25 protein-coding genes and 1 pseudogene are annotated in these 19,606 nt (G+C 70.7%); 12 read left to right on the top strand and 14 right to left on the bottom strand.

Translation table 11 applies throughout. From position 1 onward, the window contains the following. Window positions 1-137 precede the first annotated feature (137 nt). Complete coding sequence (locus OG254_RS22230; protein ID WP_405584453.1) at window positions 138-764, top strand: HAD family hydrolase; 627 nt, start codon at window positions 138-140, stop codon at window positions 762-764. On the opposite strand, the gene OG254_RS22225 is transcribed toward OG254_RS22230, so the two are convergent. Next, on the bottom strand, window positions 740-991 hold the full coding sequence (locus tag OG254_RS22225) for a hypothetical protein (RefSeq protein WP_147999974.1): 252 nt from the start codon (window positions 989-991) through the stop codon (window positions 740-742). The genes OG254_RS22230 and OG254_RS22225 overlap by 25 nt on opposite strands. 165 nt (window positions 992-1,156) lie before the next feature. On the opposite strand from OG254_RS22225, the gene OG254_RS22220 reads away from it, so the two are divergent. Then, window positions 1,157-1,540 carry a cold-shock protein gene (locus OG254_RS22220; protein WP_351199301.1) on the top strand — a complete coding sequence of 128 codons (384 nt, stop codon included), beginning with the start codon at window positions 1,157-1,159 and terminating at the stop codon, window positions 1,538-1,540. Window positions 1,541-1,572: 32 nt separating this feature from the next. On the opposite strand, the gene OG254_RS22215 is transcribed toward OG254_RS22220, so the two are convergent. The 4 genes from OG254_RS22215 to OG254_RS22200 form a co-directional block, all read right to left on the bottom strand. Beyond that, window positions 1,573-2,436 (bottom strand): 1,4-dihydroxy-6-naphthoate synthase, encoded by an 864-nt coding sequence (locus OG254_RS22215; protein ID WP_405584451.1) that lies wholly within the window; start codon window positions 2,434-2,436, stop codon window positions 1,573-1,575. After that, entirely contained in the window at window positions 2,426-3,142 is a 717-nt protein-coding gene (locus OG254_RS22210) for a futalosine hydrolase (RefSeq protein WP_405584448.1), read from the bottom strand. The genes OG254_RS22215 and OG254_RS22210 overlap by 11 nt, the downstream gene beginning before the upstream one ends. After that, window positions 3,112-3,591, bottom strand: a complete 480-nt coding sequence (locus OG254_RS22205) for a DUF2771 domain-containing protein (protein ID WP_351199295.1) — start codon at window positions 3,589-3,591, stop codon at window positions 3,112-3,114. Before OG254_RS22205 ends, OG254_RS22210 begins: the two co-directional genes overlap by 31 nt. Before the next feature lie 81 nt (window positions 3,592-3,672). After that, on the bottom strand, window positions 3,673-5,100 hold the full coding sequence (locus OG254_RS22200) for an MFS transporter (RefSeq protein ID WP_351199293.1): 1,428 nt from the start codon (window positions 5,098-5,100) through the stop codon (window positions 3,673-3,675). A gap of 291 nt (window positions 5,101-5,391) precedes the next feature. Between OG254_RS22200 and OG254_RS22195 the strand changes: the two genes are divergently transcribed. Continuing rightward, window positions 5,392-6,318: a DUF3027 domain-containing protein gene (locus OG254_RS22195; RefSeq protein WP_405584444.1), complete on the top strand. Its 927-nt coding sequence runs from the start codon at window positions 5,392-5,394 to the stop codon at window positions 6,316-6,318. A gap of 76 nt (window positions 6,319-6,394) precedes the next feature. On the opposite strand, the gene OG254_RS22190 is transcribed toward OG254_RS22195, so the two are convergent. Then, window positions 6,395-6,679 (bottom strand): helix-turn-helix transcriptional regulator, encoded by a 285-nt coding sequence (locus OG254_RS22190; RefSeq protein ID WP_351199289.1) that lies wholly within the window; start codon window positions 6,677-6,679, stop codon window positions 6,395-6,397. A 66-nt stretch (window positions 6,680-6,745) separates the two neighbouring features. Here OG254_RS22190 and map point away from each other — a divergent pair, with 66 nt between their 5' ends. Beyond that, window positions 6,746-7,516, top strand: a complete 771-nt coding sequence (gene map / locus OG254_RS22185) for a type I methionyl aminopeptidase (RefSeq protein WP_405584441.1) — start codon at window positions 6,746-6,748, stop codon at window positions 7,514-7,516. A gap of 10 nt (window positions 7,517-7,526) precedes the next feature. Here map and OG254_RS22180 read toward each other — a convergent pair whose 3' ends face one another. The 3 genes from OG254_RS22180 to OG254_RS22170 all read right to left on the bottom strand — a co-directional run bounded on the left by OG254_RS22180 (window position 7,527) and on the right by OG254_RS22170 (window position 10,017). Further along, complete coding sequence (locus tag OG254_RS22180) at window positions 7,527-7,985, bottom strand: ATP-binding protein (RefSeq protein ID WP_405584439.1); 459 nt, start codon at window positions 7,983-7,985, stop codon at window positions 7,527-7,529. Between the two features lie 173 nt (window positions 7,986-8,158). Further along, window positions 8,159-8,743, bottom strand: a complete 585-nt coding sequence (locus OG254_RS22175) for a hypothetical protein (RefSeq protein ID WP_405584436.1) — start codon at window positions 8,741-8,743, stop codon at window positions 8,159-8,161. An 830-nt stretch (window positions 8,744-9,573) separates the two neighbouring features. Next, the gene (locus tag OG254_RS22170; protein WP_405584434.1) at window positions 9,574-10,017 is read right to left on the bottom strand and encodes a DUF6415 family natural product biosynthesis protein; all 444 of its coding nucleotides are present in this window, start codon (window positions 10,015-10,017) and stop codon (window positions 9,574-9,576) included. Window positions 10,018-10,250: 233 nt separating this feature from the next. Between OG254_RS22170 and OG254_RS22165 the strand changes: the two genes are divergently transcribed. From OG254_RS22165 to OG254_RS22140, 6 genes are all read left to right on the top strand, one after another. Continuing rightward, entirely contained in the window at window positions 10,251-11,369 is a 1,119-nt protein-coding gene (locus OG254_RS22165) for a helix-turn-helix domain-containing protein (protein ID WP_405584432.1), read from the top strand. 12 nt (window positions 11,370-11,381) lie between these two features. Continuing rightward, a complete protein-coding gene (locus tag OG254_RS22160) occupies window positions 11,382-11,963 on the top strand; it encodes an HD family hydrolase (RefSeq protein ID WP_405584430.1) in 582 nt (193 codons plus the stop codon). A 442-nt stretch (window positions 11,964-12,405) separates the two neighbouring features. Continuing rightward, window positions 12,406-12,966, top strand: coding sequence for a transposase (locus tag OG254_RS22155; RefSeq protein ID WP_405584427.1), 561 nt, complete (start codon window positions 12,406-12,408; stop codon window positions 12,964-12,966). A 362-nt stretch (window positions 12,967-13,328) separates the two neighbouring features. Then, window positions 13,329-13,691 (top strand): hypothetical protein, encoded by a 363-nt coding sequence (locus OG254_RS22150; RefSeq protein WP_405584424.1) that lies wholly within the window; start codon window positions 13,329-13,331, stop codon window positions 13,689-13,691. Window positions 13,692-13,800: 109 nt separating this feature from the next. After that, entirely contained in the window at window positions 13,801-14,418 is a 618-nt protein-coding gene (locus OG254_RS22145) for a hypothetical protein (protein WP_405584421.1), read from the top strand. Window positions 14,419-14,555: 137 nt separating this feature from the next. Next, window positions 14,556-14,768 carry a DUF397 domain-containing protein gene (locus OG254_RS22140; RefSeq protein WP_405584418.1) on the top strand — a complete coding sequence of 71 codons (213 nt, stop codon included), beginning with the start codon at window positions 14,556-14,558 and terminating at the stop codon, window positions 14,766-14,768. Window positions 14,769-14,797: 29 nt separating this feature from the next. Here the strand turns inward: OG254_RS22140 and OG254_RS22135 are convergent, their stop codons facing one another. The 3 genes and pseudogenes from OG254_RS22135 to OG254_RS22125 all read right to left on the bottom strand — a co-directional run bounded on the left by OG254_RS22135 (window position 14,798) and on the right by OG254_RS22125 (window position 16,135). Continuing rightward, a complete protein-coding gene (locus tag OG254_RS22135; protein ID WP_405584416.1) occupies window positions 14,798-15,013 on the bottom strand; it encodes a hypothetical protein in 216 nt (71 codons plus the stop codon). 145 nt (window positions 15,014-15,158) lie between these two features. After that, window positions 15,159-15,572, bottom strand: a pseudogene (locus OG254_RS22130) (metal-dependent transcriptional regulator); the annotation flags it as partial. Window positions 15,573-15,580: 8 nt separating this feature from the next. After that, on the bottom strand, window positions 15,581-16,135 hold the full coding sequence (locus tag OG254_RS22125) for a YbhB/YbcL family Raf kinase inhibitor-like protein (protein WP_405584413.1): 555 nt from the start codon (window positions 16,133-16,135) through the stop codon (window positions 15,581-15,583). Between the two features lie 109 nt (window positions 16,136-16,244). On the opposite strand from OG254_RS22125, the gene OG254_RS22120 reads away from it, so the two are divergent. Further along, the gene (locus tag OG254_RS22120; RefSeq protein ID WP_405584411.1) at window positions 16,245-16,922 is read left to right on the top strand and encodes a GntR family transcriptional regulator; all 678 of its coding nucleotides are present in this window, start codon (window positions 16,245-16,247) and stop codon (window positions 16,920-16,922) included. Window positions 16,923-16,928: 6 nt separating this feature from the next. Here the strand turns inward: OG254_RS22120 and OG254_RS22115 are convergent, their stop codons facing one another. Further along, window positions 16,929-17,876: an NAD-dependent epimerase/dehydratase family protein gene (locus tag OG254_RS22115; protein ID WP_405584408.1), complete on the bottom strand. Its 948-nt coding sequence runs from the start codon at window positions 17,874-17,876 to the stop codon at window positions 16,929-16,931. A 30-nt stretch (window positions 17,877-17,906) separates the two neighbouring features. Further along, complete coding sequence (locus tag OG254_RS22110; protein WP_405584405.1) at window positions 17,907-18,830, bottom strand: alpha/beta hydrolase family protein; 924 nt, start codon at window positions 18,828-18,830, stop codon at window positions 17,907-17,909. Between the two features lie 115 nt (window positions 18,831-18,945). Here OG254_RS22110 and OG254_RS22105 point away from each other — a divergent pair, with 115 nt between their 5' ends. Beyond that, window positions 18,946-19,536, top strand: a complete 591-nt coding sequence (locus tag OG254_RS22105) for a TetR/AcrR family transcriptional regulator (RefSeq protein WP_405584402.1) — start codon at window positions 18,946-18,948, stop codon at window positions 19,534-19,536. Window positions 19,537-19,606 lie beyond the last annotated feature (70 nt).

Here is a 19,606-nt window from a genome sequence, read left to right as displayed (position 1 = left end):
GGCCCGTATCGATGTGCGGCTCCGCCGCGATGGGGGTCCCCCCTGCTCGAGCGAAGCCGAGAGCTTGGGGGAGCGACCAGCCACAACGCACCCGCAGCCGCCGCACAACGCACAGCCCCGAGCTACTGGGCGGCACAATGACCCATATGGCACTCACCGTCGGCTTCGACCTCGACATGACCCTCATCGACTCCCGCCCCGGCATCCACGCCTGCTACACGGCACTGGCCGAGCGGACCGGGACATACATCGACGCCGACCTGGCGATCACCCGCCTCGGGCCACCCCTGGAGGAGGAGCTGATCAACTGGTTCCCGGCGGAGCAACTCGCCGGGATCGCCGACCTGTACCGCGAGATGTACCCCACGATCGCCATCGCCGCGACCCCCGCCCTGCCCGGCGCCCGGGAGGCGATAACCGCCGTACGTCAGGCGGGCGGACGCGCGATCGTCGTCACCGCCAAGTACGAGCCGAACGCCAAGCTGCACCTGAAGCACCTCGGCATCGCCCCGGACGCCGTCATCGGCAACCTCTGGGCCGAGCAGAAGGCCGAGGCCCTGCGCGAGTACGCGGCCGGCGTCTACGTCGGCGACCACCAGGGCGACATCCGCGCCGCCCGCGCCGCCGAAGCCCTGTCGGTCACCGTGGCGACCGGGCCGTTCGGCGCCGACGAACTCGCCGCGCTCGGCGCGGACGTGGTCCTCGCGGACCTGACGCGGTTCCCGGACTGGCTCCCCGGCTACCTCGAAGCGCCGCGCGCCTGACGCCTTCCGGCCGCGATCGATCGGAGCACCCCCGCGCCGGCGACGAGGAATCCGACGCCCATCAACATGCTCAATCCGAACATGTACGTCGGAAATGGCGTCGTACCGAGCAGGAACGGGGCCACCGTGACCAAAGTGGCCACGGCACCGATGAAGAACAGGACCGCACCGGCACGGATCAGTCGGTCACCGGGAGCGCCGGAATTCGTTTGGGTTTTGTCACGCACCGGACCAGGGTAGTTCCCTGCGCGAGGGAACAACCGGGGGACGTCTTGTCACCCGCCCGAAGAGCATTAGCCTTGGAACCGGCGGGTCGAGGACGACCCGCCCAAGTGCTATCAAGAGCCGTTTTCCGAAGCAGTTTTCCGACGAGTACGAGGACGAGGACAGACGTGCCTACCGGCAAGGTCAAGTGGTTCAACAGCGAGAAGGGCTTCGGCTTTCTCTCCCGCGACGACGGCGGTGACGTCTTCGTCCATTCCTCGGTCCTCCCCGCCGGAGTAGACACACTCAAGCCGGGACAGCGGGTGGAGTTCGGCGTCGTCGCCGGTCAGCGCGGTGACCAGGCACTGTCGGTCGTCATTCTCGACCCGACCCCGTCCGTCGCGGCCGCCCAGCGCAAGAAGCCGGACGAGCTGGCCTCCATCGTCCAGGATCTGACGACCCTCCTGGAGAACATCACGCCGATGCTGGAGCGGGGCCGCTATCCCGAGAAGGCAGCCGGCAAGAAGATCGCCGGCCTGCTCCGCGCGGTCGCCGACCAGCTCGACGTATAGACCCTGAAGAACCTGGCGGATCCTCGGTATTTCTAGAGGAAATCCAGTGCACCCGGGCCGAGGGGCGGCACCAGCCCCTCGGCCGCCGCGCGTGTGAGCAGCCCGCGTACGGCCGCGTAGCCGTCCTCGCCCAGGTCGGCCGTGAACTCGTTGACGTACAGCCCGATGTGCTGGTCGGCGACGGCCGGGTCCATCTCCTGGGCGTGCTCCATGACGTAGGGGCGGGAGGCCTCGGGGTCGTCCCAGGCGGCGCGCACGGACCTGCGGATGGAGTCCGCGAGCCCGGCCAGCGTCCGCGCTCCCAGCGACCGCTTGGCGATGATCGCGCCCAGCGGGATCGGCAGCCCGGTGGTGTTCTCCCAGTGCTCGCCCATGTCGGCGAGCTTGTGCAGCCCGTAGTTCCGGTACGTGAAACGCGCCTCGTGGATGACGAGTCCCGCGTCGACCTTCCCGTCCCGGACGGCGGGCATGATCTCGTGGAACGGCATCACGACGATCTCGCCGACCCCCCCGGGCACCGTGTCGGCGGCCCACAGGCGGAACAGCAGATACGCCGTCGACCTCTCGCTCGGCACCGCGACCGTGCGGCCGGTGAGGTCCACGCCCTCCTGCCGCGTCAGCACCAGCGGCCCGCAGCCCCGGCCGAGCGCACCCCCGCACGGCAGCAGCGCGTACTCGTCGAGGACGTACGGCAGCACGGCGTACGACACCTTCAGCACGTCGAACTCGCCGCGCTCGGCCATGCCGTTGGTGAGGTCGATGTCCGCGAACGTGACGTCGAGCGCGGGGGCGCCGGGGACCCGGCCGTGCGCGAGGGCGTCGAAGACGAAGGTGTCGTTCGGGCAGGGGGAGTACGCGATCCTCAGCGGCTCACCGGTCGCCGGCTCACTGGTCATGGGGGTCATGTGGGTTCCAACTCTCCAGTACGGGCGCGAGCTTCCCGAAACCCTCCGTCAGGGCGGCCAGCGCGTCACCGATGCGCCAGGCGGCGCGGTCGCGGGGGCCCACCGGGTTGGAGATCGCGCGCAGCTCCAGCACCGGCGTACGGTGCGCGGCCGCGGCCTCGGCGACGCCGAAGCCCTCCATGGCCTCGGCGAGGGCGGTGGGGTGGCGCTCGCGCAGCTGCGCGGCGCGGACGGCGGTGCCGGTCACGGTGGAGACGGTGAGGACGGCGCCGGGCCGTGCGCCGGTGGAGGCCGCGGCCTCTCGTACGAGTGCTTCCGGCGGACGGTGGGTGACGGTGCCGAAGCCCAGCTCGGTGACCGGCAGGAAGCCGTCGGGGGTCTCGGCGCCGAGGTCGGCGACCGTGATCTCGTCGGCGACGACGAGGGAGCCGACGGGGGCGTGCGGGGCGAAGCCGCCCGCGATGCCGGCCGAGACGACCAGGCCGTAGGGGGCGCCTTCGAGGCGGGCCGTGGTGAGGGCCGTGGCCGTGGAGGCGGCGGCGAGCGCGGGTCCGACCCCGGCGGCGATCACGTCGACGCCGGGCAGCCCGTCCAGCGCCCGGACCACCGCGTCCCGCTCGGCGGGGACCGCGGTGGCCACCAGGACACGTACTGCAGCGGACGTGGTCAGCTGTCCTTCTCGAGCTTGAAGGACCACAGGCCCTTGACGACGTCCTGCTGCTTGCCCTCCTTGATGGACACCAGGGTGGAGTCGCCGCTGGCGCCGTACTGGGCGTTGAAGAACACGCTGCCCGGGATGGTGCGGTACGTCTTCGTGCTGGACTCGGTGAGCGGCGCGCCGTTCAGGAGGACTGTCCAGCCCTCGTCCGCGATCTCCGGGTCGACACCGAAGCGCACGGTGTCGTCGGGGTCGACCTTGATCGACTCGATGCCCTTGTCCTTCAGGCACTTCGCGAGGTCCTCGGGCTTCAGGGCGTCGCCCTCACCACCACAGGTGGCCTCCGAGTGCACGGACGCGGTGCCCACGGTGATCGTGGCCAGCGGCGTCGGCTTGTCGCAGGCCGACAGGACGAGCAGTCCGGCGGAAACGGCGCCGGCGGCGGCGAGCGCGCGGCGGCGTCGCACAACGGATTGCAGCGTGGTCATGGGCGAAGGCTATCGGGCGCGTGTGACGGTCCGACTACGTGGGGGGCGGCGTGCCGTGGGTCACCCGGGCGCCCGGGGCCGTCAGGCCACCCGTGGGTGCGTGTGGCCGCCGTGCCGGGCCGAGCTGATCAGGCCCTTGACGGTGGTCAGCCAGCCGATGGCGACGATCCCCGCGCCGATCAGCAGCCCCAGCGAGCCCTTCAGCGGCAGCACGATGCCGATCGCGCCGCCGAGCACCCACGACACCTGGAGCAGCGTCTCGGAGCGCGCGAACGCCGACGTACGGACCGTCTCCGGCACGTCCCGCTGGATCAGCGCGTCCAGCGACAGCTTGGCCAGCGCCTGCGCGAACCCGGCGACCGCCGCCAGGAAGGCCACCATGACGGCGCCGAAGAAGGCGGCCGCGGTGATCGACACGGCCAGTACGAAGCCCACGACGGTCACGATGATGATCTCCGGCGCCCGGGATCTGAGCCACGCTCCGACGGCCGTCCCGAGCGCGTTGCCCGTGCCGGCCGCGACCGCGACTATGCCCAGGGACACGGCGGCGCTCTGGCCGGACATCGGGTGCTCGCGCAGCAGGAACGCCAGGAAGAAGATCAGGAAGCCGGACAGACAGCGCAGGGCGGCGTTGGCGCCGAGGGCGTGGGTGACGGCGATGCCGACCGTGCGCAGGCCGGGGCGTTTGACGGGCTTGCGGTGCGGCCCGTGCAGATGCTGCTCGTCGGCCGCCAGCAGCGCGCGGTCCTCGCCCTTGGCCGAGTCGACCTTGTGCGGGAGGGAGAAGGACAGGAACATGCCGGCGATGAAGATCACGAAGGCGCCGTAGAGCGGCCAGCGCGGTCCGATCGCCTGGAGCCCGGCGCCGATGGGCGCCGCGATGCCGGTGGCGAGGAGACCGCCGAGGGTGACCCGGGAGTTCGCCTTCACCAGGGAGAAGCGGGGTGGCAGCAGGCGGGGCACGACGGCGCTTCTGACGACGCCGTAGGCCTTGGAGGCGACCAGCACCCCGAGAGCGGCCGGGTAGAGCTGCAGATCGCCGCTGACGACCGCGCTGGACAGGACCAGGGCGAGCAGCGCCCGGGCGAGCATCGCGCCCGCCATGGCCGCGCGGCGGCCGTGCGGGAGGCGGTCGAGGAGCGGGCCGATCACCGGGGCGAGGAGGGTGAAGGGCGCCATGGTGATGCCGAGGTAGAGCGCGACGCGCCCGCGGGCCTCGTCGGTCGGCACGGAGAAGAAGACGGTGGAGGCGAGGGCGACGGTGATCATCATGTCCCCGGCGCCGTTGACCCCGTGCAGTTCGATCAGCTTGCCGAGGCCGGACTCGCCGGCGCCCTGCGCGTGCGTGGCCTTGCGGATGCCGCGCGCGGGGCCGGTGAGCGGGAAGTGCAGGGCACGGCCGAGCGCACGGAAGGAGCCGCCGATCCGGCTCGTTCCGCCACCTCGACCCCGGCCGCCCTTGGACCCACCGACGCCGGTGGCACCTTGGGGCGGCCTCGCGGTTGCCACGACGCAATAGTGCCCCGAGATGGGGGTGGGTAGTGCGGTTACGGCGCGTATGGGGGGCAGGCTCTCGGACTCGGCGGGCGCCGCGGAGCGCCGAGAAGCAACGTCGGTGTAGGCCCAGCGCCCGCGAACAGGTAGCGTGCGTATCTCAGCCATCCCGCACAATGGATGACGTAGGTGCGCCCGAGCGCGATTCGGATGCGGACGTCGACGCGGCCCACAGGTCCGCTCCGTTCGCTCCGCCGCCTTTAGGCAACCGCACCCGAGAGACGGCGTAGGAGAGAAGCGATACCTGTGAGCGCAGCGACAACGCGAAGCCGCACCCCCGACCGTCTGTGCGCCGAGGCCCTCGACCTCGCCCGCAGCGCCGCCGAGGAGGCCGCCGCGCCCGGCGTCGTGGGCGAGCACGCGGGTCTGTCCTCCGAGGGCGACCGTGTCGTCACGCACTTCTTCGAGTGCAAGGAACTCGGCTACCGCGGCTGGCGCTGGGCGGTGACGGTGGCGCGGGCCTCACGCGCGAAGGTCGTCACACTCGACGAAGTGGTCCTCCTGCCCGGCCCGGACGCGCTGTTGGCCCCCGAGTGGGTGCCCTGGAGCGAGCGCCTGCGCCCCGGCGACATGGGCCCGGGCGACCTGCTGCCCACCGACGCCGAGGACCTGCGCCTGGAGCCCGGCTACTCCGGCGAGGACGAGCCGGGGCCGAACTCGCCCGTCTCCCACGAGATGGCGGAGCTGGTGGAGGCGGAGGACGCCGAGGTCACCTCCGGCGCCCCGGCGAGCCTGCCCGTCGCCCCCTCCCGGGGCTCGATCGCCTCGGTCGCCGAGGAACTGGGCATGCGCCGCGCCCGCGTCCTGTCCCGCTACGGCCTGCATGTCGCCGCGGACCGCTGGGAGGATTCGTTCGGCGCGAAGACCCCCATGGCTCAGGCGGCCCCCGCGACCTGCGTCTCCTGCGGCTTCCTGACCCCGATCGGCGGCTCCCTGGGCCAGGCCTTCGGCGTCTGCGCCAACGAGTTCTCCCCGGCGGACGGCCGGGTCGTCTCCCTGACCTACGGCTGCGGCGGCCACTCCGAGGCCGCGGTCATGCCCAAGCCCCCGCGCCCGGCTCCCCCGGTGATCGACGAGACCCGCGTGGACCCGTTCCCGCTGCGCCCGGCGCCGGACTCGGGCTCGGTGTCGGTGGGGGCGGACGAGGACTCGGCGGAGCTGGGTCACTCGTAGCGAGGCTCTTCGGATACGGCGAAGGCGGCGCCCCACTTTGGGGCCCCGCCTTCGCCTGCGTTTTATCCAGTCACCTTCACCTGAGCGTTGCCGGAGCTTCGTCCGGAGCGACGTGTTCGGGCCGGCTGATCTCGGCCCACACCGCGTCGAGGGAGAGGCCGAGGACGTCGGCGATCGCCGCGATGGTCGGGAAGGCGGGGGTGGCCACGCGGCCCGACTCGATCTTCCGGAGCGTCTCCGGTGAGACGCGGGCGAGGAGCGCGGTTTCGAGCATCGAGCGCTCTCCTCTGGCGCGGCGCAGGAGGGCGCCGAGACGCTGTCCACGTTCGATCTCCGCGGGAGTGAGCGGGAATCTGACCATGGCTCCGATTCTAATACCGGTATAGTTTGACCGGTATAGTTATTGGTTCCGTGAGAGGGGCGCCGCATGATCGAGATCCTGAACCCCACCCTGCTGGCCCGAGCGAAGGACACGGGCGCCCTGGTCGCCGACATTCTGCAGACGCTGAAGGGCCGTAGCGCGATCGGCACGAACCTTCTCGACATCGACCGGTGGACCAAGGCCATGATCGCCGACGCGGGAGCGCAGTCCTGTTACGTCGACTACGCCCCCTCCTTCGGGCGCGGCCCCTTCGGCCACTACGTCTGCACGGCCGTCAATGACGCCGTGCTCCACGGGCGGCCGTACGACTACACGCTGGCCAACGGCGATCTGCTGACACTCGACCTCGCCGTCTCCAGGGGCGGAGTCGCCGCGGACGCCGCCATCAGCTTCATCGTGGGCGACGCGAAGCCCCCGGAGAGCGTCGCGATGATCAGTGCGACCGAGCGTGCGCTGGCCGCGGGGATCGCCGCCGCCGGGCCCGGGGCCCGCATCGGCGACATCTCCCATGCCATCGGCACGGTCCTCGGTGAGGCGGGGTACCGGATCAACACCGAGTTCGGAGGCCATGGCATCGGGTCGACGATGCACCAGGACCCGCACGTCGCGAACACCGGACGGCCCGGCCGTGGGTACAAGCTGCGCCCCGGGCTGCTGCTCGCACTGGAGCCGTGGGTCATGGCGGACACGGCCCAGCTCGTCACCGACGCCGACGGCTGGACGCTGCGCAGCGCGACGGGCTGCCGGACGGCGCACAGTGAGCACACGATCGCCATCACCGACGACGGAGCCGAAATCCTCACCCTGCCGAAGTAGTTGGTGATGTTCACCCAGGCGAGTGAGATTGCGTCGCGACTTCGGCCCACACGGTCTTGCGCGGGGCGGGGCCGCCCGAGACTCCCCACCGGTCGGCGAGCGCGTCCACGATGAGCAGGCCCCGGCCCGATTCGGCGTCGGGCGTGGGGGGTTGGGGGTCGGGCAGCCGGTCACCGCATGTGTCCGTGACCTCGATTCGGAGGGTTGCGCCGACCACGTAGAGGAGCAGCAGGAAGTCCCGGCCGGTGATCCGTCCGTGCGTGACTGCGTTGGCCGCCAGCTCGGCGACCACGTGCGCGGCCGGATCCAAGGGCAGGCCCCAGCTGCGGAGTTGTTCGGTGGCAAGGAGGCGGGCGAGGCGGGCGCCGCGGGGTGTCGGCGACAGCTGCACGCTGAAGTTGCGGATGGGGTTGCCGAGTTGGGCGAGTGGGGCGAGTGGGGTGGTGGGGGAGGCGGTTTCCTGATTCACGTCACTCAGCGTGGTCGGGCACGCCTACCGTGACCAGTGACTCAGCGGGTGCGTACGGTGACTGTCCGGAGTAGGCGGCCAGCTCAATGGGGCTGGTACGTCTGGCAAGAGACCCCGACCGGGATGAACCCACCGCCCGCCGCACCCGTGAAGCCCTCGGCGAGGCGTAGCGGCTACACCTTGGGGACCCTCCACTCGGCGCCCTCGGGGAGCGCGTCAGGCGTGTACAGCACGCGTTCCGGACGCTGGTTGCCGGGCACGGGAAACACGGTCTTCCCACGGACGCAGTCGCCGGCCTTCACGGTGGCTTCGTAGGGGTACTCCGGCTTGGGGAAGTCGCCGTAGGTGACGCTGCTCGGCTCGATGCGGGCGCCGTCCTCGTAGGCGAGGGTCCACGGGTAGCGGGTGGTGCCTCCGGTGCCCTTCGTGATGCAGACCTTGATCTCGAGGGCGGCCCACTCGTAGCCGCTGGTGTTGAACTCCTGGTCTGCGGCGGTCTGCGCCTTGATGCCTTGCTCGTAGCCGAGGACCGTGGTCTTGATGGTGGCTGCTGTGGCGGGGTCGTTGAAGGTGATCGCCTCGCCGAAGTCTCGTGGCTTGTCCTCGCTGGGGCTGGGCGAGGCGCTCTTCTTCGTGGCGGCAGGGGCTTTGGTCTTGCTGGCCTTGTCGCCGCCGGCCGCTGGTTCGTCGCTGTTCTGGCAGGCGGTGAGCGCGGCGAGGAGCAGGGTCGCAGCTGCGGCAGTTGTGCGGGTGCGCATAATTCCCCCCAATGGTGCGGATGGTGAGCATCATGCGGGGCCGGTGAGGCGCGTGCCGGGTGAGTGACGGTCTTGTGACCCAACGTGGCGGAACCGGGAGTCGAGAGAGCGAGCGGGTGTTAGGGAGGCTCCGCCCATCCGCCACGGGGGTAACGGACGAGCGGGGCCGGTCAGTGGCCGATCACCGCTGAGGCCGGTTCTCCAGCCTGCGTGGCTGGGGCGGGCCGCCCGGCGGATCAGGCCCGGGCGTTGTCGTCGGCGCATCTATCCTCACTGTGTTCCCCTCCTCTCGAGGGTTGGGAGCCAAGGCGCCTCGACCGTGTGACCTTTGACGGGGTGAGCGTGGACGGGGCGCCGGGGAACCTACTCGTTCAGGCCGTTGACTCCACCGCTCGGCTCGACCTCCGCCTCCCCGTGGGCCAGCGGGCACACGTCCATCCCGAATAGGACGGGCATCATCTGCTGAGTGGGGTGGTCCGGGCAGTACCGACGTCCCCGGACGTTGTCCAGCCTCCACTCCTCGTCGGCTAGGTTCCTTTGGGTTGGCGTCCTGTAGCCGTTTCGAGCGGGCATGGCAGCTTCTCCTAGGCGTCGTCACGCAGCCGGGGCGTTGTCGTCCGGCGGGGGCGTGGGCGGGTCGTCCGGCGGCTGCGGCACGGGCGGCCAGGTCCGGACGGTTCCCAGAGTGCTGCGCATGGCTACCTCCCTTCCGCTGATCAGCCGGCTTCGGTCGAAGCCGGTCGCGGGCTTGACTTGCCTTGCTGACCCGCCCCGGGGCTCGACCTGTCCATGGTTGGGAGCCGGGGCGGGCGTCTTTGGGTGGCGAGGCGTCAGAGGCGGGGGCGGCCGACGGTCGCGCACGCGGCGTGGATGCGGCCGGACACCTTGGCGTCACCGGACGGGCTGCCTTGCTCGTAGGGCTGCGTCGGCCGGCCGTCGTCGAGCGGCTTGTCGCAGGCAAGGCACATGCGCGCTCCGGTGAGTGCGTCGTGGTGATCGCACAGGGCCATCACGGACCGTGCCAGCCGCTTCACACGCTCCGTCTCACCGTGCAGGCCCGCGGCCTCCGGTTGGTCCAGGCGTCGGCGAGCCTCGCCGACACCGACCATGGCGACCCTGCCGGGCACATCGCTCATGGGCAGGTTCGCGGCGAGTTGCTCGATCTCGGACGTAAGGTGTTCCAGGAAGGTGCCGAGGTCGGTGGACCACAGCTTGAGGCTCTCGTGGCGTGGCAGCGTGCGCTGGTCGAGGAGCCAGGTCGCTGCGGCGCGCATGCTCGCCGCGCTGGGCGCGCGGCAGTCTGTCTGCTCCTGGGTGGCGTTCACCTGCTGGCCTCGAGGCCCTGGCTGGGCGTCAGTTCGTTCTCCCCGCGGGCGGTCATGGCGACATCACTCCCATTACGCTGTGTTGTCTGGCTGTCACCCATGACGGTAGGTAGGCGTGATTACCGGTTGTAGTGACCGTGGGTACGGGTAAGGGTGCGGCGGAGGCGGGCAAGGGGGGCGCCATGGGGCGGCAGGCGAACGGAACCCAGACCGGTGGTCAGGGAACGCCCGGGCGGGGCCGCGCGGGCGTCATCTCGGGCTACGTGTTCCGGGTCATCCGCGAGCAGTTAGGGCAAACGCAGGACAGCCTTGCTGAGCTGTTCGGCGTAGCGCCGGACACGGTCGCAGGCTGGGAGACGGGCCGCCGGCCGCTTACCTCTCTGCCGGTGGGCCAGATGCTGGTGCAGCGCCACAGGCTCATGCAGATGGGTACGGAGCCTGCCCTGCTCGCCGCCCTCGAACGCGCTATGGAAGCGGACATGCTGCTGGCCAGCGTGCTGGATGACGAGGCGCCCGCCGGGCCCAACCCGCTCGGGGCCTGGGTCATGCAACGCGACCTCGTAGAGGTGCTGACCTGGCCCCTCAACGGTGTCCCGCCCAGCCCTGTACGTAACCTCCCCGCGCCGCCTCGACCGCGCCGCGGCCCGGTACCGTCGGCGCCGGAACTGCCCACGGTCGACCGGCGCCGCTTCTTCAGCCGCATGCGTGGGACAGCCGAGCAGGCCCGAGGCGGCCGGGACTTCCTGCTGCGCCGGCAGGCCCTCTATCTCGCCGGGTTCGACCGGGACGCCGACACTTCCGAGTGGCTGGCCCACCAGCAGCGGACCGAGCGGCCCGACGACTGGCTGACGCAGTGGCTCAACTCCCGCTCCGTCGCGGCAGTGGCCGCACGCCAGGGCGACCGGGACCGCATGACCCACTTCATCGGCCGCACCCTCGGCGACAACGATCGGGCCGAGGCGGCGAACCTGAACTACTGGGCGTACTGGATCGGGGAGTCCGCGCACGTCCAGCTGTCGGACGACTTTATCGGCGAGCCGACGGCCGGCCCCTGGCACGGTGAGCGGCTGATGGCTCACCTGGTCCGCGGCCTCACGCCCCGGCACGGGTTCTTTGACCTCAACGTTCACACCTTATGGACGTTGCTGGCCGCCCGCCCGAACCTGCTGCGCGCGCGGTCGTCCGCCGGGCAGGCCCTACGCGAACGCCTGCCGATGATGTTGGATGACTCCGGGCTTTCGCCGCAGGCTCGGCGGGAGCTGGAGGGCATCCGGTACGCAATCCGCCTCGCCGAGGCGTGAAAGGGGACACCCGTGGGTGACCAGCACCTGGCGGACGTAGCCCACTTCCTGTGGGAGGCAGGCACGTTGAAGACGGCCCGCCGAACGGGCTGGTGGATGGCGGGCGTTCGCGACCCGGAGAGCGTCGCCGAGCACGCATGGCGCACGTCCGTCATCGCCTCGGTCATCGCCACGCTGGAGGGCGCCGACGCCGCGCGGGCCGCGCACCTGGCGGTGTGGCACGACTCGCAGGAGACGCGCACGGGCGACGTGAACCACCTGGGGAAGAAGTACGCCGCCCCAGGCGACCCAGTGGTGGTGACGGCGGACCAGACGGCGGGTATGCCCGAGGTCCTGCGTGACGCGGTCCGTGCGGTCGTCGCCGAGTACGAAGCGCGCGAGACGCCCGAGGCCATCTGTGCGCGCGACGCGGACAAGCTGGAGTGCATGCTGCAGGGCCTGGAGTACAAGGGGCAGGGGTACGAGGCAGCCCAGCGGTGGGTCGACAACAGCCGGGCCCGGATCGTCACCAAGTCCGGCCAACTGCTCGCTGATCAGCTACTGGCGCAGGCCCCGCTCGACTGGCTGCGCGCGGCGATGGGCGAGCGGGGATGACCCTCTAACCGCCTGCTGATGAGGATCTGTGAAAACGGGTCTGGGCGGAATTTCGTGACGGTCACGATCGCGTAGTCCTTGGCCAGTGCGTTTGGCAGCGGGAATGCCCTGGTCATGGGGGATCTGACTGCGTTGAAGGACGCACTGTTCCCGAACGCCGTGGGGATGCTACTGGACCGGTTGTCCGACGTGAGCGGGGTCGTTGTTGCCGAAGCCCACAGCGCCGTAACGAAGTTGAGGTGCCCAGACTGTGCGACTAGCTCGCGTCGGGTGCACAGCCGCTACGGGCGACGGCTCGCCGAGTACCCGGTCGGTGGGCGGCGCGTGGTGGTGAAGCTGGAGGGTCCGGCGGTTCTTCTGCGATACCGCCGGATGTGGGCGGCGCACGTTCGTCGAGCAGGTCCGGGGTCTGACCACGCGTTATGCCCGTGCCAGCCCCGGAGTGAAGACGCTGTGGCGGTCCGTTGCGCTCACAGCGGGCGGCCGGCCGGGGATGCGGCTGTGCCGCTCGCTGGCCGCGCCCACCGGCCGGGCCCGCCTGCTCGGCCAACTGCACGCGCCCGACGTCGCCGCCCGCAGCCCGCGAGTGCTGGGCGTCGACGACTTTGCCTTCCGTCGCTCGCGCACCTACGGAACCATCCTGCTCGACGTCGAGACCTCCACGCCCATCGACCTGTTGCCCGACCGCACCAGCGAGACGTTCGCTGCCTGGCTCACCGCACACCCAGGCGCCGAGATCATTTGCCGGGACCGCGACGGCGGCTACAGCCGCGCGATCAAGGAGGCAGCACCGGACGCCGCCGAGGTGGCCGACCGCTGGCACATGCTGCAACACCTGTCCGCCGCGGTCGAGGAGACCTGCCACCAACACCGCGCCTGCCTGCACAAATACGCTCTGGACGACGTGGACGCACCTGCGCCGCCGACCGCACCGCCCACGGCACTGCTGCCGCTGATGCCTCCGCTCGATAACATCCCCGACACCCCCCTCATGCCGGGGTGACCGAACGGCATGCGGAGATCCACCGATTGCGAGAGGCGACGTGGACGATCAGCGCCATCGCCCGCCGGTTCGGACTGGACCGCAAGACCGGCCGCCGCTAGCTGACCACTGATCTTGAAGGGCTGGTCGCCTCGGCCCGCGACCGCCGCCCCAGCCAACTCGACTCTTACCGGCCTTGCCTGCAACAACGGTTCGCCGACGGCTGCACCAACGCCGCCCAGCTCTACCGCGAGATCCACGAGCACGGCTACCGCGGCAACCATCAGGCCGTCCGCCTCTACATCCGCACCCTGCGCGGCGGCACCGCCGCGGCCGAGCCTCCCCGTCCCATCCCCACACCACGCAAGATCACCTCACGGATCATGAGATCGCGCGACGGGCTCAGCCGTGAGGAACAAGACCACCTCGACGGGATGCGCATTGCCTGCCCGGACATCGCCAGCGCCTGCGACCTGGCCCGCGTTTTCGCCGGCCTGGTCCGCGACAGGCGAGGGCATCTCCTCGCCGACTGGGTGCGCGAGGCCGAGACCAACGGGCCCGGGCCCGTGCGGGGCTTCGCCGGATTCCTCCGCCAGGACTGGGACGCCGACCTCGCCGGCATCACTCTCACCTTAAAGCTCCGGCGTCGTCGAAGGCCACGTCAACCGTTTAAGACGATCAAGCGGCAGATGTACGGACGAGGATCTTTCCGACTCCTTCGCACCCGTGTCCTGCTGCGATCGTGACCGTCACGAAATTCCGCCCAGACCCAAAATCAGCGAGCCCCATCACCGCGGCGGTCACTGTTCGGCAACGTGAGTAGCATGGCCTGTAGGGCCTGGGCAGTCTGTCCGGGTGCAGATGACAGAAGGTTTTGCGACGACCGTTGCCTCTGTGTCGTCGGCGATTCTCATCGCCGGCACGTTGGAGGCAGCCGCCTATGGCAAGGCAGTTCAGGGCTGGACACGCACAGCGTTCGACAACCTCCTGAACAGGGGCGTGGAACTGGCGGCCGTGACACCGCCGCGACGTCAAGCGGCATTGCAGGCGTTCAAGGTCGAATGGTTGCCGAAGTATGGCGTAGGGGCCGCGAAGTCGCTCTCGTTCTTGGCGCTTGGCCTCCTGTGGGGTGTGGTCATGGTCGCGCAGGCCGGGGCGATCCTCATCTGCCTGCTTTGGTTGGCGGACCCAAAGGAGCCGAAGGACGTTGGGAGTGCCATGGTCCTGGTTGCCATTGTGGCCGCTGGCGCTGCCGTCGTTGCTGCGGTGCCGATCTTCCGCGTGATGTACTCGCCCCTCGGTCCTCTGGCGGAACTGTGGCTGGAGCGGAGACTCAAGGAAGTAGCTCGTCAGGTCTCCACGCCGAGCGCGGAGGAGAGTCACGCCGAGGGGTTGGAGACGGGGCACCTTCCGAGCCTGCGTGAACGCGATGAAGCCTCAGCCGGGGACGTCGAGGCTGAGGCTTCGTCGTGAGCGAGTGGTGCCATTTGAGGGCACTCCCGTGCTGTGTGCGATGGTGCTCCCCGCGCTGACCGGACATGCGAAGGGCCCCCTGTCCGGTCGTGAGAACCAGCAGGGGGCTATGCGCGTGAGCAACTGCTGGGAGAGACATGACCCGTAAGGACCCCACCGGGGACGCCTCCGAGCTGGCGTGGTTCAAGAGCAGCTACAGCAGCGGCAGTGAGGGCGACTCCTGCGTCGAGATCGCGCTAGCCCCCCGCACGATCCACGTCCGCGACTCCAAGTACCGCGACACCAGCCCCCGTCTCGCCGTCGCGCCGCAGGCCTGGGCCGACTTCGTGTCGTACGCGGCAAGCGCCTGACCACCGGGAAACTCTGACAGACCGCGAACTCAAGCGCGCCGCGCGCGGCGGATCAGCCAGGACGTCGTGAGGTACAGCGTGGTGACTGCCGCCCAGGCCGCCAGGAACTGGACCGCGAGCCGCTTGTCGCCCCCGCTCCAGACGATGGCGGTCACCCCGGGACCGCCGATCCACCAGACGAACACGACGATCGCCAGGACGCCCCAGGCCAGTTCGCCGAGGGTCTCCCTGGCCAGGTCCAGCATTGTTCGACACTCCCGGGTAGGTGAGATGGCCACGTGATCAACTGGTCAACCGTAGATCAGGCTCTCCCGCCCGACAGCCCCCGATCACGGTCGTGATCGTGATCTCGATCGGGATCGGGGGCCGGTTCACGGCGTTCTAGCGGTTGAGTTCCTCCAGGCCCGGGATCGGGCTGCCGGACGGTGACTTCGTGGGGTGCCGCAGTAGTTCCACGATGCGGCGTTCCACGGCCTCGCTCATCACGTGCTCCCAGCGGCACGCTTCCTCCGGGACGTGCTCCCGGGCCAGGCCGATCACGTCGACCAGGAGGCACTCCGCGAGCCGGTGCTTGCGTATGACGCGGGTCGCCAACCGGCGGCCGTCCTCCGTCAGTTCCAGGTGACGGTCGTCGGCGACATGCAGCAGATCGCGGCGCTCCATGCGGGCGACGGTCTGGCTGACCGTGGGCCCGCTCTGGTTCAGGCGCTCGGCGATGCGGGCGCGCAGCGGGACCACGCCTTCCTCTTCGAGTTCCAGGATGGTGCGGAGATACATCTGCGTGGTGTCGATGAGGCGGGACATGCCGTCGGTCAGGCGGAGGCTTCGGCCGGGGTTTCGGCCGTGGCGGTCAGGACCGCGCGGCCCAGGATGTGGCCGGCCATCGTGAAGCCGAGGACGGCCGGGGTGGCGTCGGCCGCGACGCCGATGGACTCGACGTCGAGGGCGTGGACCACGACGAAGTAGCGGTGCGGGCCGTGCCCGGCCGGCGGCGCGGCGCCGATGAAACGGGCGGCACGGGCGTCGTTGGGTATCTGGAAGGCACCCTCCGGCAGGCCCGAGCCGGTGTCGTCGCCGGCGCCCTCGGGCAGCTCGGTGACCGCGGCGGGGATGTCGGCGACCGCCCAGTGCCAGAACCCGGACCCGGTGGGGGCGTCGGGGTCGTAGACGGTGACGGCGTAGCTCCTGGTCCCCTCCGGGGCGCCGCTCCAGGACAGCTGCGGGGACAGGTCCTTCCCGCCGGGGACGCCGAAGAGGCCGGAGTACTGCTCGGGCGCCCAGGCGGCGCCGTCGCTGACGGTCGTGCTGGTGACGGTGAAGGAAGCCGCCTCGGGAAGGCGGGCGAAGGGGTCGTTGGCGGTCGTCATGACGTTCCTTTCGGGCCGTACTGCTGAACCGATGTGAACCGATGAATCGACCATAGCAGAGATAATCGATTATTCGAGGGATCGTCGACCGGGCCTCTAGGGTGGAGGCATGACACAGACGGTTCGTCCCGAGCCCTCGTCGGGGAAGCAGATGCTCTCCGAGCAGGTCTACGGTCAGCTGCGCGACGCGATCATGCGGGGGAAGTTCGCCCCGGGTGACGCCCTCAAGCCGCAGGACCTCGCCAAGGCGCAGGGCGTGAGCCTGGCCGTCGTACGCGAGGCGCTCGTGCGGCTGGTCGGCGAGGGGCTCGCCGACCGGCTGCCCAACCGCGGCTTCGCCGTGCCGGTCTTCACCGACCGCCGCTGGCAGGAGATCGCGGAGGCCCGCCAGGCCGTCGAACCGGTCCTGCTGCGCATGTCCATCGAGCGCGGCGACGTGGACTGGGAGGCCCGCGTACGGGCCGCCCACCACCGGCTGGCCCGGACCCCGGCGTATCTGCCGGAGGAGGGCGAGTACTACAGCGGCGCGTGGGCCGAGGCCCACCGGGTCTTCCACCGCACCCTGCTGGAGGGATGCGGCAACTCCGTCCTGCTGGCCGGCTTCGACCGGCTGTGGACCGCGAGCGAGCTGGCCCGCCGCTGGTCGGCGCACCGCAACCCCGGCCGGGACGGCATCGACGAGCACCGCCGGCTGGAGGAAGCCGTCCTCGCCCGGGACGCCGATGCCGCGGCCGGGGTGCTGCTCCAGCACCTCACCCTGACCGCGGCCGGACTGACCGATGGATGACCCCGCTCAGCTGTCGTTGCCCGCGCGCAGCCACGCGATGTACTCGGCGGCGGCCCGCTCGGTGTCGTACTCGGGCCGGTAGCCGGTGTCCTCCTTCAGGCGGGTGATGTCGAGGACCAGGTGCGGTCCGCCGCCTCCGGTGGGGAGGTCGACCCGGGCGTCGGGGACCGTCTTCCTGATCGCCTCGCTCACCTGCGCGTTGGTCGTGAGGCGGCCGGAACCGACGTTGTACGTACGGTGGTTCAGCTGGTCCGCGAGCTGGAGCAGGGCGATCGCCCGTCCGGTGTCCTTCACGTAGGTGAGGTCGAGCCCGTCCTCGGTGAGGGGCGGACTCATGAGGCCCGAGAGGTCAGGGGCGGTGCCGCGGGCGGCGGCGTGGACGAGGGCGGGTGCGGCGAAGAACGGGTCGGCATGGCCGAGCGGGCCCCAGGTGCCGGAGATGCGGTAGTTGACGATGTCCAGGCCCGTCGTGTCGGCGAGGAACCCGCCGAGCATCTCGCCGACCTTCTTGAAGGTGGGGATCGAGACGGCTGCGGTCAGCGCCAGCGGTGTGTCCTCGCGGAGTGGGCCGTCGTTCCGCGCGCCGAAGTAGACACCGATCGTGCTGGCGAGGCCGAGGCGCCGTACGCCCCACTCCTGCGCCGCCTGCACGATGTTGAGCAGTCCGCCGAGCGCCTGCCGGGTCGCCTCGACCGGCGCCTCGGGGACGGGCGGCCAGGGGTGGGACCCGGCCAGGTGCGCGATGCCCGTGATGTCGTGGCGGCGGCCGATCGCGAGCAGGGCGTCGCGATCGGCGATGTCCGCCCGCTCCACCGTCACGCGCGCCCCGGCCAGTACCGCCGGGAGTTCACGGGCGGCGCTGCGCTGGACCACGACGACGTCCTCGCCCTGGTCGAGCAGTGCCCGCACGGTGTGGGTTCCGATGAAGCCGAGACCTCCGGTGACGAGGATCATCGTCCGTCCTTTCCGTGGCAGTCCTGGTCGTTACTTGCTCCGCAGCGTTCCGAGCGGGTCGGGGGCGTCCTCCAGAGCGGTGACCGCCGCCTTCCATCCGGCGTCCTCGCCGCCCAGGGCGCTGTGCAGGAACGCCGTGCTGAGCTGCTGGATCAGGGCGACGCGCGCGGGGTTCTCGTCGGTCGTCTCGGCGACCTCGTGGCCGGAGACGCCGCCGAGCGAGTGCTCCGCCCCGAAGAGGGTGAGGAGGGTCTTGGCGCTCGGGCTGTGGGTGTAGGGGTCGGTGAACCAGTCCGGGCCGCGCGTGGAGAGGTGGGACTGGTCGTTGTCGCCCGCGACGATGAGGGCCGGCGGGGTCATGGTGGCGAACGACGGCTTCATGAAGGGGAAGTGCTCGGCGGCGAACGGGGTCAGGCTGTCGCCGAGGCCGGTCAGGGCGAGCAGCACGCCCGCCTTGACGCGGGGGTCGGACAGGTCCTCGCCGGGGGTGCCGTCGGCGTCGAGGATGCGCGCGCCCAGCAGTGTGCTCACCGTCTGCGCTCCCCAGGAGTGGCCGGCCACGGCGACCCGGTCGCGGTCGACCCGCCCGGCGAGACCCGGTACGGCCGCTTCCAGGACGTCGAGTCCGTCCAGCACGCGCGTGATGTCCTCGATACGGAAGCGCCAGATCCGCGGCGTGCGGGGGTCCTCGGCGGGGACGGCGAGCGTCCGGGAGTCCAGGTGGGTCGGCTGCACGACCACGAAGCCGCCTGCGGCCCAGTGGTCCGCCAGCGGGGCGTAGCCGTTCATCGACTGGCCGTAGCCGTGCGAGAGGACGATGACGGGCAGATCGCGGCCGGTCGCGGGCGCGCTGACGCGGACCTGGAGGTCCTCGCCGCGGCCCGGGGCGGGCAGGACGACCGGCTTCGCGGAGATCACCGCGGTGGGCGCGGTCGTGGTGTTCGAGTCGGACATGGGAGTGCCTTCCGCTCAGGTGCTGGGGTCTGCCATCATGGGTGAACCGGAACGATGCTCCGGTTAATGGGAACGATACGGAACGCTGTTCCGCTTTGCAAGGGAGGAGTGCGCGGTGAACGACAGCGGGCAGGGGGCGGGAAGCGCGGCCGGGTCCAGACGCAAGGACGCCCGGCGCAATCAGCAGGCCCTCCTGGACGCGGCGGCCCGGGTCTTCGTCACCTCGGGCGTGGACGCGCCGGTCCGCACGATCGCCGCCGAGGCGGGCGTCGGGATGGGCACGATCTACCGCCACTTCCCGACCCGGGCGGACCTGGTCGTCGCGGTCTACCGCCACCAGGTCGAGGCCTGCGCCGAGGCCGGCCCGGCCCTGCTGGCCGCCGAACCCTCACCGCACACCGCGCTCGCCCGCTGGATCGACCAGTTCGTCGACTTCCTGGTCACCAAGCACGGCCTCGCCGCCGCGATGCAGAGCGACAGCGCCGGCTTCGAGACCCTGCACTCCTACTTCCTCGACCGCCTTGTGCCGGTGTGCACCGAGCTCCTCGACGCCGCCGTCGCCGCCGGCGAGATCCGCTCCGGTCTCACCGCCTACCAGCTCATGCGCGGCGTCGGAAACCTCTGCGTCGGCGCCGAGAGCGACCCTCGCTACGACGCACGCGAACTGGTCGCACTCCTCGTCGCCGGACTGCGTCAACCGCGCTGAACGGGTACCCGGGCGCCGCGGTCCGGGTCCGGCGCGGGCGCGCGGCGCAGCCATGCCCCATCGGCGGTAC

Source organism: Streptomyces sp. NBC_01092 (assembly GCF_045039535.1).
Taxonomy (GTDB): domain Bacteria; phylum Actinomycetota; class Actinomycetes; order Streptomycetales; family Streptomycetaceae; genus Streptomyces.
This window is presented reverse-complemented; position numbering and strand designations above follow the sequence as displayed.

What these genes read in the sequence shown, in the direction of transcription:
- OG254_RS22110 (WP_405584405.1), bottom strand. Translation starts at nt 18,830, where the DNA reads ATGTCCGACTCGAACACCACGACCGCGCCCACCGCGGTGATCTCCGCG.
- OG254_RS22190 (WP_351199289.1), bottom strand. Translation starts at nt 6,679, where the DNA reads ATGGTCAGATTCCCGCTCACTCCCGCGGAGATCGAACGTGGACAGCGT.
- OG254_RS22140 (WP_405584418.1), top strand. Translation starts at nt 14,556, where the DNA reads ATGACCCGTAAGGACCCCACCGGGGACGCCTCCGAGCTGGCGTGGTTC.
- OG254_RS22170 (WP_405584434.1), bottom strand. Translation starts at nt 10,017, where the DNA reads ATGCGCGCCGCAGCGACCTGGCTCCTCGACCAGCGCACGCTGCCACGC.
- OG254_RS22135 (WP_405584416.1), bottom strand. Translation starts at nt 15,013, where the DNA reads ATGCTGGACCTGGCCAGGGAGACCCTCGGCGAACTGGCCTGGGGCGTC.
- OG254_RS22150 (WP_405584424.1), top strand. Translation starts at nt 13,329, where the DNA reads ATGAGATCGCGCGACGGGCTCAGCCGTGAGGAACAAGACCACCTCGAC.
- OG254_RS22230 (WP_405584453.1), top strand. Translation starts at nt 138, where the DNA reads ATGACCCATATGGCACTCACCGTCGGCTTCGACCTCGACATGACCCTC.
- OG254_RS22125 (WP_405584413.1), bottom strand. Translation starts at nt 16,135, where the DNA reads ATGACGACCGCCAACGACCCCTTCGCCCGCCTTCCCGAGGCGGCTTCC.
- OG254_RS22205 (WP_351199295.1), bottom strand. Translation starts at nt 3,591, where the DNA reads ATGACCACGCTGCAATCCGTTGTGCGACGCCGCCGCGCGCTCGCCGCC.
- map (WP_405584441.1), top strand. Translation starts at nt 6,746, where the DNA reads ATGATCGAGATCCTGAACCCCACCCTGCTGGCCCGAGCGAAGGACACG.
- OG254_RS22115 (WP_405584408.1), bottom strand. Translation starts at nt 17,876, where the DNA reads ATGATCCTCGTCACCGGAGGTCTCGGCTTCATCGGAACCCACACCGTG.
- OG254_RS22120 (WP_405584411.1), top strand. Translation starts at nt 16,245, where the DNA reads ATGACACAGACGGTTCGTCCCGAGCCCTCGTCGGGGAAGCAGATGCTC.
- OG254_RS22175 (WP_405584436.1), bottom strand. Translation starts at nt 8,743, where the DNA reads ATGCGCACCCGCACAACTGCCGCAGCTGCGACCCTGCTCCTCGCCGCG.
- OG254_RS22215 (WP_405584451.1), bottom strand. Translation starts at nt 2,436, where the DNA reads ATGACCAGTGAGCCGGCGACCGGTGAGCCGCTGAGGATCGCGTACTCC.
- OG254_RS22165 (WP_405584432.1), top strand. Translation starts at nt 10,251, where the DNA reads ATGGGGCGGCAGGCGAACGGAACCCAGACCGGTGGTCAGGGAACGCCC.